At 63.4% G+C, this 15,277-nt stretch carries 15 protein-coding genes; 1 reads left to right on the top strand and 14 read right to left on the bottom strand.

The genetic code is table 11. The annotated features are described in order from the left end of the window. Nucleotides 1-28: 28 nt before the first annotated feature. Nucleotides 29-661, bottom strand: a complete 633-nt coding sequence (locus AC1VS5_RS03525; protein WP_481217710.1) for an HAD family hydrolase — start codon at nt 659-661, stop codon at nt 29-31. Between the two features lie 736 nt (nt 662-1,397). Then, the gene (gene fucO / locus AC1VS5_RS03520) at nt 1,398-2,558 is read right to left on the bottom strand and encodes a lactaldehyde reductase (RefSeq protein WP_481217709.1); all 1,161 of its coding nucleotides are present in this window, start codon (nt 2,556-2,558) and stop codon (nt 1,398-1,400) included. Nucleotides 2,559-2,730: 172 nt separating this feature from the next. Here fucO and AC1VS5_RS03515 point away from each other — a divergent pair, with 172 nt between their 5' ends. Next, nucleotides 2,731-3,267 (top strand): nitroreductase family protein, encoded by a 537-nt coding sequence (locus AC1VS5_RS03515; protein ID WP_276765770.1) that lies wholly within the window; start codon nt 2,731-2,733, stop codon nt 3,265-3,267. Between the two features lie 62 nt (nt 3,268-3,329). Here the strand turns inward: AC1VS5_RS03515 and AC1VS5_RS03510 are convergent, their stop codons facing one another. The 12 genes from AC1VS5_RS03510 to AC1VS5_RS03455 all read right to left on the bottom strand — a co-directional run. Continuing rightward, nucleotides 3,330-4,010 carry a PspA/IM30 family protein gene (locus tag AC1VS5_RS03510; RefSeq protein ID WP_276765768.1) on the bottom strand — a complete coding sequence of 227 codons (681 nt, stop codon included), beginning with the start codon at nt 4,008-4,010 and terminating at the stop codon, nt 3,330-3,332. Nucleotides 4,011-4,115: 105 nt separating this feature from the next. Continuing rightward, nucleotides 4,116-5,207 (bottom strand): hypothetical protein, encoded by a 1,092-nt coding sequence (locus AC1VS5_RS03505; RefSeq protein WP_481217708.1) that lies wholly within the window; start codon nt 5,205-5,207, stop codon nt 4,116-4,118. 191 nt (nt 5,208-5,398) lie between these two features. Next, nucleotides 5,399-6,082 (bottom strand): DivIVA domain-containing protein, encoded by a 684-nt coding sequence (locus AC1VS5_RS03500; protein ID WP_417047230.1) that lies wholly within the window; start codon nt 6,080-6,082, stop codon nt 5,399-5,401. Nucleotides 6,083-6,140: 58 nt separating this feature from the next. Beyond that, nucleotides 6,141-6,431 (bottom strand): YggT family protein, encoded by a 291-nt coding sequence (locus AC1VS5_RS03495; RefSeq protein ID WP_019128175.1) that lies wholly within the window; start codon nt 6,429-6,431, stop codon nt 6,141-6,143. Between the two features lie 10 nt (nt 6,432-6,441). Next, a complete protein-coding gene (gene sepF / locus AC1VS5_RS03490; protein ID WP_276765762.1) occupies nt 6,442-7,176 on the bottom strand; it encodes a cell division protein SepF in 735 nt (244 codons plus the stop codon). Nucleotides 7,177-7,382: 206 nt separating this feature from the next. Further along, nucleotides 7,383-8,156 (bottom strand): YggS family pyridoxal phosphate-dependent enzyme, encoded by a 774-nt coding sequence (locus tag AC1VS5_RS03485; RefSeq protein WP_287748066.1) that lies wholly within the window; start codon nt 8,154-8,156, stop codon nt 7,383-7,385. A gap of 190 nt (nt 8,157-8,346) precedes the next feature. Beyond that, nucleotides 8,347-9,198, bottom strand: a complete 852-nt coding sequence (locus AC1VS5_RS03480; protein ID WP_329739686.1) for a phosphate signaling complex PhoU family protein — start codon at nt 9,196-9,198, stop codon at nt 8,347-8,349. A 189-nt stretch (nt 9,199-9,387) separates the two neighbouring features. Next, nucleotides 9,388-10,179, bottom strand: a complete 792-nt coding sequence (locus tag AC1VS5_RS03475; RefSeq protein ID WP_481217707.1) for a purine nucleoside phosphorylase YfiH/LACC1 family protein — start codon at nt 10,177-10,179, stop codon at nt 9,388-9,390. Nucleotides 10,180-10,391: 212 nt separating this feature from the next. Continuing rightward, nucleotides 10,392-11,525 (bottom strand): cell division protein FtsZ, encoded by a 1,134-nt coding sequence (ftsZ, locus tag AC1VS5_RS03470; RefSeq protein WP_019128170.1) that lies wholly within the window; start codon nt 11,523-11,525, stop codon nt 10,392-10,394. A gap of 437 nt (nt 11,526-11,962) precedes the next feature. Further along, nucleotides 11,963-13,132, bottom strand: coding sequence for a cell division protein FtsQ/DivIB (locus AC1VS5_RS03465; RefSeq protein ID WP_481217706.1), 1,170 nt, complete (start codon nt 13,130-13,132; stop codon nt 11,963-11,965). 508 nt (nt 13,133-13,640) lie between these two features. After that, nucleotides 13,641-14,552: a UDP-N-acetylmuramate dehydrogenase gene (gene murB, locus AC1VS5_RS03460; protein ID WP_022350071.1), complete on the bottom strand. Its 912-nt coding sequence runs from the start codon at nt 14,550-14,552 to the stop codon at nt 13,641-13,643. 10 nt (nt 14,553-14,562) lie between these two features. Next, nucleotides 14,563-15,277: glutamate ligase domain-containing protein (locus tag AC1VS5_RS03455; protein WP_481217705.1), on the bottom strand; the 715-nt coding region annotated here is incomplete at its 5' end.

The following is a 15,277-nucleotide window of genomic DNA, read 5'->3' as shown; positions in this document are numbered from 1 at the left end:
CGAAATTACCTCTGTCCTGATTTCTCACTCAGTCCTGGTTTTTCAAGATAGCGGTAAGCGAGGGACCGTCGACACATCGGGTGGCAGCCGCACGCGCAGCGGGCGACCCGTTGAAAGCGATGCTTTCGCCCACCGCAGCGAAGAGCGGTAGATCCGAGCGGCTGTCCCCCACGGCGATGCACCGCGCAGGGTCGATGTCGCGCTCAGCGCAAACCCCAAGAGCGTAGTCGCGCTTGTCGTATTCATCGAAAACGCGCTTCACCCGGCCGGTAAAGATGCCATCTTCCTCTTCGAGCACCGGGCCACAGCACCCCGCGAACCCAAACCGGCGACAAAGATACTCCCCCACGACCGTCCAAGCCAGCGAAGCGAGATGCGGCTCCATACCAGCGCCGCGGCATGCGTCAACCGTTTCACGGATGCCCGCGATTAAAGGCAGCTCGTCTAGCCACGACTCGACCTCGGCACGGCGGTAACCGCGCCACGCGGCCGCATCGATCGCGCAAACCTCGCCGTTATCGATGCGCCCCTCCTCGTAGGCGCGCTCGGCGGCAGCCATCTGCTCAAGCGATCCCAAGCGCTTTGCAATAAACGAACCCGTGCTCGTATCCGGCACGAGCGTCCCGTCGATGTCGAAGAATATGAGCCGCTCCACCATCATGACCTCTCCAACCTTTACGCGAACATGCCCTGCCGAACGCATCAAGGCGTTGCAACCACCATAGCTCGAGTCTCGAATCGGCGCTTTTGTAAAAACTCAGCCCGGTATCTGAATTACTATACCCTCTGCATTCCTGAGAAAATGCTTTCAATGCGGGATGGCCTGCTCAACAGAACCAAAAAAGGCACTGATTCGAGGCTCAAGCTACCCCGTCGGCTTTTTTACTGCCGCATAGCAAGAATAGCCCAGTCACCGCGCGCAACTGCGCGCGCGAAGCCTTCGTTGCAGCTCGAAATATCCTCGTGATCTCTTAGCCGGAACAAAACTTCCGTCAAAGGACTTGATTTTGGGATACCTACTAACTATCCGCTCCAGGTCCATCGCATCTACCAGCAGTTTTCATGTTGCATCTAGCGGGTGTACTCGGGCGGTCTCCGAAAAATCGATCCTTTGACGCAAGTTTTGCCCTTGGCGCCGCGCGAGTGCGCCAATATCGCGAAATCCGCCGTCCCACACCCCCAACCCGCGCACAACCGGACGGGCATTCCATCCAGCCGCGGGAGCGAGAAACGATCTGTGCGCTACGGCGGCGGCCCGCACAGCCACGCGTTACAGCAGCGGCAGCTCAATCAGTCACGCGCTACAGCGGCAACCCGCACAGCCACGCGCTACGGCAGCGACAGCCCAAACAAAAACGGGGCCGCTGCCAAAGCAACGGCCCCGACCAAACGATGCGTTACATCAGCTTGCGGAAAAGGTTCTTGATATCCTCGACGCTCGCATCGCGCGGATTGCCGGGTGCGCAGGCGTCGGCATGAGCGGACTCGGAGAGGAAGTCGAGGTCCTCTTCCTTGAGGCCGTCCACCTTCGTGGGGATGCCCACATCCTGCCCGAGCTTGGCCACGGCAGCCACAGCGGCAGCGCGGTACTCGTCCTGCGACATGTCGTCAACGCCCGCAACGCCCATGGCACGAGCGATCTCGCGATACTTCTCGCCCGTTTCGGAAGCGTTGTACTCCATCACGATGGGCAGCGCCATGGCGCAGGCAACACCGTGCGGCGTGTCGTAGACCGCGCCGAGGATATGGGCCATGGAGTGCGCGATGCCAAGCCCGACGTTGGAGAAGCCCATACCCGCGATGTACTCGGCAAGGGCCATGCCCTCGCGGCCGCTGCCCGGCTCGCCGCTCTTGGCCTCGGCTACGGCGTCACGCAGGTTCTGAGCGATCAAGCGGATGGCCTCGAGGTGGAACATGTCCGTCATCGCCCATGCCGCCCTCGTGGTGTAGCCCTCGATGGCATGGGTGAGCGCGTCCATGCCGGTCGCAGCCGTAAGGCCCACAGGCATGGTGGCCATCATGTCGGGATCGACGACGGCAACCACGGGCATGTCATGCGGGTCAACGCAGACGAACTTGCGCTTGCGCTCAACGTCGGTGATGACGTAGTTGATCGTGACCTCGGCCGCGGTACCTGCCGTGGTGGGAACGGCAATGATCGGCGTGCACGGGTTCTTGGTGGGAGCAACGCCCTCGAGCGAGCGCACGTCCTCGAACTCGGGGTTTGCGATGATGATGCCGATGGCCTTCGAGGTGTCCATGGACGACCCGCCACCGATGGCGACAATGCAATCGGCGCCCGAAGCCTTGAAGGCCTCGACGCCATGCTGAACGTTCTCGATCGTGGGGTTGGGCTTGATATCGGAGTAGACCTCATAGGGAACCTGGGCGGCATCGAGGAGGTCGGTCACCTTGGCCGTGATGCCGAACTTCACGAGGTCGGGGTCGGAGGCAACGAAGGCTTTCTTGAAGCTGCGGGCCGCGATCTCGTTCGGGATCTCGGCGATTGCACCCGATCCGTGATACGACGTCTCGTTGAGCATGATGCGCTGAACCATTGGAGTCTCCTCTCTACGCCGACGTGCGATGCGCCGCGCCGGCAAACCTCGGGGCGTACCCGCGTCCCCGCATACGATTTCAATCTACCCGAACGCCCCTTCGCCTATTCCGCCGCGCCGGGCTACGAGCGCTACAATGAGGCCGTTGGAAACGCGTTCATAGGAGGTACCCATGTCCTTCGCCGACCTCACCCGCGCGCGCTATTCGTGCCGCTCCTACGAGGACCGCGCCATCGAGCCCGAGAAGCTCGCTGCAGTGGTGGAAGCGGGCCGCATCGCCCCTTCCGCCCACAACAACCACCCTACCCGTATCGTTATTTGCGACACCCCCGAGCTAAAGGAGAAGGCGGCGCATGCAGCTCACAGGTTCGCCAAAGACGGCAGCATCTTCGGTGCGCCCGTGGTCATCCTCGCCTGCGCGCGCACCGAAGATGCCTGGGTACGCCGGAACGACGGCATGAACTCGTCGCTCATCGATACCTCGATCGTGGTCGACGAGATGATGATGCAGGCAACCGAGCTCGGCTTGGGAACCTGCTGGGTTTGCATGTTCGATCCTGAGATCGCACGCCAGGAGTTCGGCCTTCCCGAAGGGGTCGAACCGGTATCGATGCTCACCATGGGCTACCCAGCGGACGAAATCGCCGAACCCGAGAAGCGAGAAGCCCGTTGCATCTCCCTGGAGCAATTCTGCGACGTAACGCGCTAGCGCAGACGAAGGCTGACAGGGGACGGAGGAAACCGCCGGCACTCCGCCCCCTGCCGGTGGGCCTAGAGACCCATCTCTTCCTTAAGGCGGGCGAGCTCCGCGTCAACGGCCGCCGTCGATGCGGAATCGGCATACTTCTTCTCCAGCTCGGCGGCAGCGTCCGCCGGCTCCGAAGAAAGCTCGCTCATGGCGTTGGAGCGGTCGAGCATCTCATCGGCCTTCGCCTCCATACGGTCGAACGCGCTCATGGCACCGGCCGCGCGGTCGCCTGCGGAGGACATCTTGTTGACCTTGTCCTGGGTCTTCGCAACGGCGACCTTCGCCTTGATGGCCTCGCGCCGGCTCTTCAGCTGCTCGATATCACCCACAAGTTTGTCATGCATCTCGCGCATCTTGGTTGCATTCTCGTGCGCGGCCTCCGCGGCAGCGCGCAGCCCCTCGCCCTTCGTTACGAGCTGCTGCTTCTTTGCCAAGAACGTTCGAGCATCGTCTTCATTGCCCGCCTCGAGCGCCGCGCGGGCGAGGCTGTCGTACTTCGAGATGTCGGCCTCGTTCTCCTTGACCTGCCGCTCGGTGCGCGCCTCCTCCGCCATGACGCCGGCAGTCTCCTGCTTGACCTCGGCAAGCGACTCGGTGAGGTCGCGGAGGTACTGGTCGACCATCTTGGATGGATCCTCAGCTCGGTCGAGCAAATCGTTCACATTTGCCTTGATGATATCGGTAAAGCGGTCGAGCATGCCCATGTGCACTCCTTTGACTCTTCGCCGGGCCCACCCCGGCGCTTCGGCGCCCATGGACGCCGTCTTGTACCTTCTACCCCCAGAGCGGGCACAGCATCACGCGCCGTCTCAGTCTTTCGGGTCCTGGTACTTCTTCTCCAAATCTTCGAGGTCCTGATCGCCGAACGTCTCGAGCGGTGTGTTGAGTACCTCTTCCATGCGCTTTGCTTCCCGCTCCTTCGAAGCGCGGTAGTTCTTCACCCCAAAGAACACGAGCCCGGCCACGATGACCACCGCTGCGCAAACGGCAACGTACACCATAGGCGATGTCGTGCGGCTCATGATGCGCGCTCCCGTGTCTTCGAAAGCCCGTGCGAAGATCTCGTCTTCGGATATCGAATAGTCTTGGTAGTACCTATCGAGGTAATCGGCGAGAATCCCGATCGCTTCGTCATCCATCACGGTCTTGGCTTGGCTACCAACCGTATAGCCGCAGTTGAACGACCCGTTGCCATCGTCGCAGAACACGAGGAGGAAGCCCGCTTCGTCGTCGAAGACCTCATCGTACAGCTCATCGGCGCGCTGGGAGAGCGCCTCGGTCGAGGTCTCGCTCCCATTGGGAAGGACCCACACGAACGGCTGCACGCCCGTCTCATCCTGGAAGGCGTCAAGCCCGCGCTCGATCGTTCCCGAGCTATAGATCCAGCCTCCATCTTCATCGCGATAATGCTGAGAGAGCTGGGTGGTAACCGCGCTAGCGGGCAGCGCCTCGCGATCAACCGTTGATGCGGAGATGTCTGCGCTCATGGCGGTAGACGTGCACGATGTCAAGCGAGTCGCAACGGTACCGAGAAGCGCCATGAGCACGACGACGGCGAGCGCCGCCACGATGATCGAAGCGCAACCGCATCCCGAACCACTCGAATCCCCGCCAGAACCCCTCCCGGAGCCCCCGGAACCGCGCCCCATGCCGTAGCCGGCCATGAACGGCCAGAAGCTACCGCCACCGTAAGAGCGCGGTCCATGCCAACGCGGCGCGCCGAAACCGCCCCCGAATCCGCCGAAGCGGGGGCCGCCCGAACGACCGCTCCTGCCGTGACCGCCTCCCCCGGAGAAGCCTCCCGAAGATCTGCCTCCGCCGGAGAACCCTCCGCTGCGGCCACCGCCTCCCGACCTGCCGCCAGACCTGCCCATACGCATCCCTTCGCCGTCGTTCTTCATGCAATGTCATTGGTTCCATTATGCCCAAAGGGAGCGGGAAAGGCGCAATCGAACGTGCACCCCCTTTTGGCAGGCAAAGCACCCCTGGCCACGACATGGAACGCTCGCGCCCCTCGACATGAAAAAAGGCACCGTCCGATGGGCGGTGCCTTTCGTCTGCGAAGCGCTTACCTCGTAAGTTGAAGCATATGCTAGTCCAGATCGTCCACGCCGAAGTTGTCGAGCGGCGCGAAGGGATCGGCGACCGGGGTGACGGGCGCGGGCTCGGGAGCCGGGGTAACCACCGGGGCAGACTGGAGCACCGGAGCGGCAGCCGCAGCGGCGGAGCCAACGGGCTGCGAAGAAGCCATGAGCTCGGGCGGGAAGGAGTTCTGAGCATCGTCCATGAAGTGCTGGAGCAGCTTCAGATACTCCTCCTTGAACTCCTCGCGCGAAGCCTTGAGACGATCGATCTCCTTCAGCTCCTCCTGCTTCTCCTGCAGGGCCTGGCGGATGACGTCGCGCGCCTTGGCATCGGCCTCGTTGCAGATGTGGTCGGCATTCTGCTGAGCCTCGGCAACGATGGCGTCCGCCGTCTGCTGAGCAGCGATGAGGGCCGCGGAAATCTGACGCTCGGAGGCGCCCATGCTCGACGGCTGCTGCACCGGCGCGGGCGCGGCAATCGTCTGAGCCTGCGCGTTCGCAAGCTGGTTCTGAGCATCGGCGAGCTGCTGCTCGGTCGCCGTCAGGCGATTCTTGAGATCGACGATCTTGGCAAGCATCGCGTCGACCTCGGTAGCGAGCTGCTCGAGGAAGACATCGACCTCAGCGGGATCGTAGCCGCGCTTGGCCTCGGAAAACGTCTGAGCCTGAATGTCGGCGGGTGTGATTGCCATGAGCACTCCTTTTCATCGCACGCAGGACCTTGCCCCGCTTGCGCCTAGACACTGCATCCTAAACGATTATACCTATTACCAGCCGTGACACGAGATTCAACGCAAGAACCGCAATAACGGGAGAGAAATCGAGGCCGCCCATCGGGGGGATAAACCGACGGAAGAGGCCCAGATAGGGCTCGCAAAGCGATTGAAGCACCATGCCGATATCGTGCACCAAGCTACCCTCGCGGATCGGGAACCACGAGAGCAGGATGTAGACGATAATGAGCATCTCGTAGAAATCGACGAGCGTAACGACGAGCTGCGCGACCGAGTAGGCGTTCAAGGTGAAAGTCGGAATCGTCAAGCACCCCCGCCTATTTGAGGAAACCGTCGTCGCGGAGCTTGGTCAGATCGGAATCCTTGACCTCGCAGCCGGCGGGCAGCACCATGAACACGCGGTCGCCCACCTCTTTGACGGAAGCGCCGAGGCCGCAGGCGAAACCATAGCTGAAATCGAGAACGCGCTTGGCTACCTCCGTGCGCACGCCCACGAAGACAAGCGCCACGGGCTGCTTGGTGCGCACGCGACGCACGACGGTCTCGACGTCGTCGTAGCTCTCCGGGCGCAGCACGTATGCCGGCAGCTGGGGAGTCGCGTTCAGGATAGAATTTGCATGCCGGTCGATGGCTGCAGCTTCGGGAGCCGGGGCGGCCGCAGCGTGCTCGCGCACCGAGGCAGCATAGCTCGAGGGCGTATCGTAGGCCCCGGGACGATAGGAATCCTGGCTCCGGGCGGGAGGATTGTACGTGGTGGCATGACGGTCCGCATCGCCCACGAGCTGGCCTGAGCGCGTGTAGACCGCGACGGACTCCGCCTCGCCGCGACGGGTCTGCCCGAGCATGCCATTCGAAGGCTCTGCGGGTTGCGCGGCATAGCCGCCGCTATACCCCTGCGCACCATAGGCGTCTTCCGCGGTCTGGTAGTCGTCCTGATAATCGCCGTCATAGTAATCGTTATAGCCGTCACCCTCGTCATAGCCGTCTTGGCCGTAGGAAGCTTGACCTTGGCCGAAGGGGAGCCGACTCTTGATGTCGTCTAAGAAGCCCATCTCTCAACCTCTCTGCATGCTGCGATTCGTGTACGGTTGCAGGTCTGAGTTGGCCTGACCTGCTTATCGTACCAGAACTGCCCTATTCTAGGCCCTTGTACCCCGCAAGATGCGACAACGATTCCGAAAATACCCCTTCCAATGCAATGTTCACACTCATGCTTGCCACATGCGCATGCGCCCGCGTGCAAAGAGCGGCTATGCGCCTAGGCGAGCGCGAAGGACGGATCGAACGCGACCCTACCGAGCCTGATGAGCGTGGACCCCTCCTCGATAGCCGCCTCGAAGTCCTCGCTCATACCGCAGGAGAGCTCGGCAAGGTCGACCGAGGGGTAGGATGCGGCCAACTCGTCGCGCAGGTCGCGTAGGCCGGCAAACGTCTCGTGAGCGCAGCGAGCATCTCCGCGGGGAGCCATCGTCATGAGACCGGTGATGCGAATACCCGGGAGCTGCGCAAGCTGGGAGAATGCATTTCGCAGATCATCGGGGGCAAACCCAGACTTCGAGGCCTCGCCCGAGACGTTCACCTCGATGAGAACCGGCTGCGGGCCGGCCAGCTCCCCCGCCTCGACGCGGCGTGCGGCACGGGAGGAAACCGCCTCGGCGAGGTGAAGCGAGCTGATGGAATGGATGCACGCGGCGCGACCGAGCACGGCGTTGATCTTGTTGGTCTGCAGGTTGCCGATCATATCGAACCTAAGCTCGCGAGCATCGGCACCGGCAACGCACCCGTCCTCGCCGGCGAGCACGGAGAGTCCCTCAAGCTTACGCACGAGTTCCTGAGGCCGATTCTCACCAAAGAAGCGATACCCCGCATCGATGGCAGCGACCACCTGCGGCACGTCGACCGTCTTGGAGACGGCCATCACCTTCACCGAGCCGGCCTTGCGCCCGCTCCGCGCAAGCGCCGCATCGACCCGCTCCATGATCGCCTCGCGCCGACGTGCGACGGCCTCGCGATACGCATCTAGCTCAGACATACCATGCACCTCTTGTCGTTGATAACCTCCCCATACTACCGCAGAGCGCGACCCTGCGAAGAGGATCGCGCTCGAACGCGCAATGTTTACGGTTTTGATGAACGCCGCCTCCGCATGGAGGTGCGCGCGGCACCTGTTCGGCGGGCGAGGCACTCAAGTGCTTACTCAGCCGGCATGGCTCCTGCGGCGCTTACTCAGCAGGCGAGACTTCCGCGGCGCCCTCGATAAGCTCGCGCACGCGTGGATCGAGCTCGTCGCGCGGGATGCGCGCCACGCAGAGCGCATCGGATGCTGGGTCGAGAAACGCGCCCTCTCCTGCCGGAACCCTCATCCCCTCGAGCTCGTCTTCATCGAAGGTGGCGATTTCCATCTGGTTCCACCGCTGGCCGGTGAGCAGAAACAGGATGCGCGCGGCCGCGTCGATGCTGTACTGCGCGCACCGGTCGAGATAGCGCGACGCCATGATTACGCGGCGCAGGTCGTCGTATGAGCTGTCGTCGCTCCCCTCGCCGAGATCGATGGCCGACATGCGATTGTACGAACGGAAGAACTCTTCGTAGACGCCGTGAGCAGACTCCTCCTGCTCGCTCAGCTCGCGCAGAAGACCGAGGTCGTTCAGCACGAGCACCGAGGCGGCCGTTCCCATGACCCTATAGACGGTCTTCGCCTCTTCCTCAACGAGCTCGATAAGCTCTGCCGGAAGCTCGATATCGGCCGAGACCCGCAGCTTTGCCGCACGTGCGGTGCGACGGACCTTATCGCACATGCGCTGCAGGCAGAAATCGGTATAGATGATGGTCTGGAGAAGCCTGAAATCCGATGCGACCGGACCTTGGGTAGCAATGAGGTTGTAGCAGACCGCCTCGAGGTTCGCGCAGCGCGCATCGATCTGGTACGTCTTCTCCCGCGTTGCGCCCGCAAGCTTCTTGTCTCCCGAGATGAATGCACGCACGGCATCGTGGAGGGCGAGGTCGATCGTCTCGTAGATCGAGAGCATCTCGTGGCGTGCCTCCACGAGCTGGCGATGGTACAGCTTTCGCATGGTCTACTCCTTACAAGCCAAACCGAATACAAGCAGGTCAAATACACCAGGGGCGGCAGCGCGGCACAGCCCGCGCAGCGAATCGCCGCAGGCGGGCAGGGCGCAATGCCCCCACCTCACTCTACGTGGCGCATGTAAGGAATGTGTAAGGAGCCGTTCGCCACCCGGCAAACGGTCGGGGGCACCGGGTCAGCGCATCACCGCGACCGCAGCATGACGCCCGCAGGAGCCGTTCTCGGCACGATAGGAGTAGAAGCGGTCGTTGTGGCGAACGGTGGAAAGACGCGTATCAAGAACCGAGCCTTCCGCCAAACCGGCACGAACGAGTGCTTGCGTGATGGCGCGCGCAAGGTCGAGCATCCGCGGGCCCGACGGGTTGATATCGGTGAACCGCTGGGAGAACTGCTCGATGAGCTCAGCGGAGACCTCGTACTCATCGCCCAGGATGTGCGGGCCAATATATGCACGCATATCGCTCGGTGCGCAGCCCGTGGCCTCACCCAATGCACGCGCCGCCGTTCCGGCGATTTCCGCATACGTGCCCCGCCAGCCCGAATGGACGACGGCAAAACCGCCCGGGCAGACAACGATCACGGGAACGCAGTCGGCAAAGCACAGCAGCACCGGTACGCCCGGAACGGTGCACACGACGGCATCGGCGCCCGCAGCGGCCTCAGCGCGAGCCTCACCGAGCGCTGCCGTATCCGAAGAGGACACGGTCACGACATGGTCGCCGTGAACCTGGTTGGGAACGATGAGGCGGTCAAGCGCCTTCTCGCATCCGAGCGTTGCAAGCACGCGGCGCCGGTTCTCCTGGACCGACTCGGGCGCATCGCCCACATGGCTTCCCAAATTCAACGAGGTGTAAGGGGGCTTCGAAACTCCGCCCGTCCGCTCGGTGAATCCGAATGCAACCGGGCCCTCGAGGGACCCCACCAACGCAACGCCCGTATCGTCTACCAAACGTTCAAGCTCCTGCATAGCGCCTCCCCAAGCGCGAGTCCATGTGTTCTGTTCATTCTACATGCCATCCAGCGCGGCGTCCCATATGACATCCCGCGCGGCCTTCTACAAGGCAGCCCGCTTGGCTCGTTCGCTCGATACGAGAAGCGCCAAGGCAATCAGCCCCGGCGCTCATGCAATGCAACCAATTGTGCCGATGCAGACGAATCCGTCCGCATCCGCGATGCAGGCTAGAAGTTGCCGCGCTTCAGGAAATCGGGAAGCTCGAACTGGTCGTTACCAAAGTTCGGGACCTCGGTGCCACCGATGGTGCGCGTCGAAGAAGACTGCTTGCTCTGCTGAGCGGGCGCGGAAACAGGCTCGCTCTTCTGGGTGCTCGCCTGGAAGAGCTGGTCCTGACGGCCGACGTTGGCATCGGAGAAGCCGGTGGCGATGACGGTGATGCGCACCTGATCGCCGAGCGACTCGTCCACCACGGTACCGAAGATGATGTTCGCCTCGGGGTCGACGGCGTTCGCCACGAGGTCGGCGGCGTCGTTGATCTCCTGGATGCCGAGGTCCTTGGAGCCGGCGATGGAGAGCAGCACGCGCGTGGCACCATCGATGGAGCTCTCGAGCAGGCGGCTCGAGATGGCCTGCTGGGCAGCGTCCACGGCGCGGTTGTCGCCGGAGGCGGTGCCGATGCCCATCATGGCGGTACCGGCCTGCTTCATGATGGTCTTCACGTCGGCGAAGTCGAGGTTGATGATGCCGGGCACGGTGATGAGGTCCGTGATACCCTGGGTGCCCTGGGAAAGCACGCCATCGGCCGTGGCGAAGGCCTCGAGCATGGTGGTCTTCTTCTCGGCGATGTCGAGCAGCTTGTCGTTCGGAATGACGATCATGGTGTCGACGCAGTCGGCCAGGGTACGGATGCCCTCCTCGGCGCTCGCCTTGCGCTTGCGGCCCTCGAAGGTGAAGGGCTTGGTCACGACGGCCACGGTCAGCGCGCCGATGTCGTTCATGGCGATGTCGGCCACGATGGGAGCAGCACCGGTTCCGGTGCCGCCGCCCTCGCCGCACGTGATGAACACCATGTCAGCACCCTCGAGTGCCTCTTGGATGTCGTCGCGGCTCTCGTCGGCAGCCTTGCGGCCAATCTCAGGGTTCGCGCCGGCGCCCAGGCCACGCGTCAGATCGGTACCGATGTGGACCTTGATGTCCGCATCCGAGATCGCGAGCGCCTGCGCGTCCGTGTTGATGGCCACGAACTCGACGCCGCGGATACCCTCCTCGATCATGCGGTTGACCGCGTTGGTTCCGCCGCCGCCGACGCCCACCACTTTGATGACGGCAAGGTAGTTGCTGATCTCGCTCTCGTGCATGTCGGTCCTCCGAATTCGGACTGCGGTTCCGGGTTAAACTCTAACGTTCAAGTTTACATTAAACGTCGAGGTAAATCGGCATATCTTTGCACAAAAATGCAGTTGGAGTCAAATGGTCGGAGGCGAAAATATGAAGCTCGCTGCATATTCGCAGGTCGGGCGGGGTGACATCATGCAACGCGGATTTCAGGGTGCGTGCTCGACGTGCAACGCCCCGCTCACAGAACACCACGGAGACACGAATGGGCCTGGGCGCAGCGCGGGTCACAGGACGGCGTTCAGGGTCTTGATAGACGCTCATCGCACCCGCTGGGCGTTTCTTGCGCCCCGCACGGACGTCCGGTCCCTCCCCGGGCGTGCTGAGGCAGCCCGGCGCGCAGCGGACGCGCCGCGGTAGCCCAGCGCCCCAGAGCGCGCAGCGGACGCGCGGCTCCTCCCTAAGCGCTCGGCGCGCTACGGTATGTCGGGCTCTCGGGGTTGCGGACATCGATATACGTAATGCCCTGCACCTGGTCGAGAAGCCCGGTAACGACCCGCTCCTTGAGCGAGACGTCGGTAGGCCCCCCGAGCGCGACCTCGATGCCATTCGAAAGGAAGACGGAGATGGCATCGACCGACTCGAGCGACAGGTAATCGATCTGCGCGAGGAAGTCGCTTGAGAAGCCGCTTACGTACTCCAGCCCCGCCGTGATGACATCCGAAGAAACCTTACTGCCTTCGGAGGGTTCGACATCGGATGCTATGTCGGTGAACAGCACCGCACCGTCCTGGCGTGCAAGCGCCAGCGCGGCGTTGAGGCCGGTTAAGGTTTGCGTACCGTCGGCGGCACTGCCATCGGAGCTCGAAGCGTTATCCGCCGAAGCTGCGTCGGAGCCCGAGGCGCCATCGGCTGAAGCCGTATCGGAATCTGTGGAGGAGCCGCCCTCGGCATCACCGGCAGCATCCGAATCAGAAAATGCACCAGAGGCGTCCGCGCCGTCACCGGACGACGAAGCGTCGCCGCCCGTGCTGTCAGAGGAAGCTCCAGCGCCGCCCGCACCGTCAGAAGAAGCAGACGCGTCTGCCGAGCCATCGCTCCCCTGCTGCAGGCTTGCCTGCGTGCCCGCCGTGCCCGAAACGACGTTCCCCTCGGCGTCTACCGTGACCGACAGCGAGATGGGCGCGATCCAGGTACCACTCGCATCGATTGCCCAGGCAACGTCGCTCGAGGTGATATAGGCGATTGCAGCGACCTTGTACTCAACCGGCGTGATGGTGATCGTATGCGGGAACGTGCGCTCGATCTGCACGCTCTCGACCCAGGGATTCTGCTTGAGCGACGTCTCGATCGCCGATGCATCGTAATTGAAGAGCGTCGAACCCTCGGGAACGTCCACCAAACGCTCGACCGTATCCTGCGTAACATGCTCGCTGCCGTTCACGACGACCTCCGTCACCGAGAAGATCGGCGAGTTGGTGACGACCACCCCGCCAACGACCAGCACCAGGAGCACCGCAGCGACCACCGCCACGATGCGCCCCGGAATCGCGACAGCGGGAAGCTTGATGCGACCGAGCACGGAGGCAAGGCCTGCGCGCCCCTCGCCCGGACCGCCGGAAGCGCGCACGGCGCCGCGTTTCGCAGCACCAGAAGGCTTCGGTGAGGGCTTCAAACGGGAGGCGCCCGAAGCGCCGAGCTTGGAACGAGATGCGGGAGACGCGGCCGCCGGCTGGCGCAGCGTTTTGCGCCCCGCGGCAGGGCGCGACGAGACGGACCCCGCAACAGGCCGCGACGAAGCCTTCGCCGCAGGCTTGGGAGCAAGACGGGACGCTCCTGCCTGCCTAGCGGTGCCCTGTGGTTTGACGGAGGCCTTTTGCTTGCCAGCTGTTCGGGTGCGCGGGGCCGCGGCCGACGAGCTCGCCTGGGCACGGGGGCGCGCAACGCCGCCCTTGCCTCCTGCTCCCATGCGGGGAGCGGAGGCCCCACGGGCAAAGCCGCCGCCGGCAGAGCCCGGCCGCTTTGAGACGGGCTGCTTTGACGCGCGGGGAGCGGGGCGCGAAGAAGGCGCGGGGGCCTTCGCGCGCTCCTTCGATGAGCCCGCTGTCGAGGCACGACGGAAGGTCGGCTTCGACGTATTAGAAGCCGAGGAACTTGACTTCCGTTTGGAGCTCAACGCCATACGTCTCTTGAACCTTTCCGCGCACCGTTCGAATCACGTTAAGGACGTCCGACGCCGTAGCCGCGCCCTTGTTCACAATAAAGTTAGCGTGAACGGGAGACACTTCCGCGCCGCCCACGCAAAAACCCTTCAATCCACAATCCTCGATCAGCTTGCCCGCGCTTCCATCGGGAGGATTGCGGAACACCGAGCCGCATGACGCCGCGGCCATGGGCTGCGTGCGGCGCCGCCGCGAGAGATAGCGATCCATCTTGGTACTGATGTCCTGCTTCGATGCGGGCGTGAGGCCGAGCGTCGCCTCGAGCACGATCTCTCCCGCAGGCAGGCTGCACGAGCGGTACCCCCAGGCAATCTGGTCGTGGTCGTAGCGGCAGATGCCCGTGCCAGGTCGGTACGTCATCACGCTCTTCACCACCGAGCCGATCCACTCGTCGCGCGTCCCCGCATCCATGTTGATGGCGCCGCCGAGCGTACCGGGGATGCCCACCGCGAACTCGAGCCCCGAAAGGCCCCTCGCGTAGGCATCGTTCACCACGCGCATGAGCACGGTCGCGGCACCTACCGTGAGCGTGCAGCCGTCCTCGGCGATGACCGTGCGGCCGAACTCGCGCCCCAGCATGATGACCACCCCGCGATAGCCATCGTCGGAGACGAGAATGTTGGACCCACGCCCCATGACCACCCAGGGCACGCCTTCCGCGTTCACGGTTTCGATGGCGCGCCTCAGCGCATGGTAGCTATGGCACGTCACGAGAAGCGACGCGGGCCCGCCGATGCGGTAGCTCGTATGGCGCGCAAGCTTCTCGTTCTCGAGCACGTCGGTATCGAGCGCCCCGATGAGCGCCATAGAGACGTTGAAGAGCCCCATAGGGCACTCACTACTCCTTGTTGGTGAGGTAGTCGATGAACTCGGGGCCCACCGTCGTCACGTCGCCTGCACCCATGGTGATGAGCAGGTCGCCCGGTTCCACGATGTCGCTGAGCGCCTCGAGAAGCTGCATGCGACCGGGAACGTAGGACACGCTCTTTCCAGGATGGTGCGCACGCACCGTATCGGCAAGCATCTTGCTCGTCACGCCGGGAATGGGCATCTCCCCCGCGGAGAAGACGTCGATGAGCACGAGCTTGTCGGCATCGGCGAACGCGTCGGCGAAATCGTCGACGAGCGCCTGCAGGCGGGAGTAACGATGCGGCTGGAAGACCACGTCCACGTTCTTGAACCCAAGGCCGCGCGCCGCAGCGAGCGTCGCCTTGATCTCGGTGGGATGATGGCCGTAATCATCGACCACGGTGATACCATCGATGTCGCCCACGCGGGTAAACCGGCGACGCACGCCGGCAAACCCGGAAAGCGCCTCGGCGGCAGCGTGCGCATCGAGTCCGAGCACCCATGCCACCACGAGCGCCGCGGTAGCGTTGAGCAGATTGTGCGTCCCGGGGTTGCTCTTGATAACCACCTCGTGGGTCGTGCCGTCGGGAAGCGCCACCGTGCAAGCACCCTCGAGAGCATGCTCGTGCGCATGCGGGGTGCAGACGACATCATTCGCCGCATCGGTGCCATACGTGACCACACGACGGCCCGTCGAGCGGGCG

It is taken from the genome of Enorma sp. (genome assembly GCF_982429025.1).
The sequence above is the reverse complement of the archived record's forward strand: the minus strand, read 5'-3'. Positions and strand labels throughout refer to the sequence as shown.

Bases quoted from the DNA above. Each gene is read 5' to 3' on its own strand.
- AC1VS5_RS03525 (WP_481217710.1), bottom strand. From the start codon at position 661: ATGATGGTGGAGCGGCTCATATTCTTCGACATCGACGGGACGCTCGTG.
- fucO (WP_481217709.1), bottom strand. From the start codon at position 2,558: ATGGTTCAGCGCATCATGCTCAACGAGACGTCGTATCACGGATCGGGT.
- AC1VS5_RS03515 (WP_276765770.1), top strand. From the start codon at position 2,731: ATGTCCTTCGCCGACCTCACCCGCGCGCGCTATTCGTGCCGCTCCTAC.
- AC1VS5_RS03510 (WP_276765768.1), bottom strand. From the start codon at position 4,010: ATGGGCATGCTCGACCGCTTTACCGATATCATCAAGGCAAATGTGAAC.
- AC1VS5_RS03505 (WP_481217708.1), bottom strand. From the start codon at position 5,207: ATGAAGAACGACGGCGAAGGGATGCGTATGGGCAGGTCTGGCGGCAGG.
- AC1VS5_RS03500 (WP_417047230.1), bottom strand. From the start codon at position 6,082: ATGGCAATCACACCCGCCGACATTCAGGCTCAGACGTTTTCCGAGGCC.
- sepF (WP_276765762.1), bottom strand. From the start codon at position 7,176: ATGGGCTTCTTAGACGACATCAAGAGTCGGCTCCCCTTCGGCCAAGGT.
- AC1VS5_RS03485 (WP_287748066.1), bottom strand. From the start codon at position 8,156: ATGTCTGAGCTAGATGCGTATCGCGAGGCCGTCGCACGTCGGCGCGAG.
- AC1VS5_RS03480 (WP_329739686.1), bottom strand. From the start codon at position 9,198: ATGCGAAAGCTGTACCATCGCCAGCTCGTGGAGGCACGCCACGAGATG.
- AC1VS5_RS03475 (WP_481217707.1), bottom strand. From the start codon at position 10,179: ATGCAGGAGCTTGAACGTTTGGTAGACGATACGGGCGTTGCGTTGGTG.
- ftsZ (WP_019128170.1), bottom strand. From the start codon at position 11,525: ATGCACGAGAGCGAGATCAGCAACTACCTTGCCGTCATCAAAGTGGTG.
- murB (WP_022350071.1), bottom strand. From the start codon at position 14,552: ATGGGGCTCTTCAACGTCTCTATGGCGCTCATCGGGGCGCTCGATACC.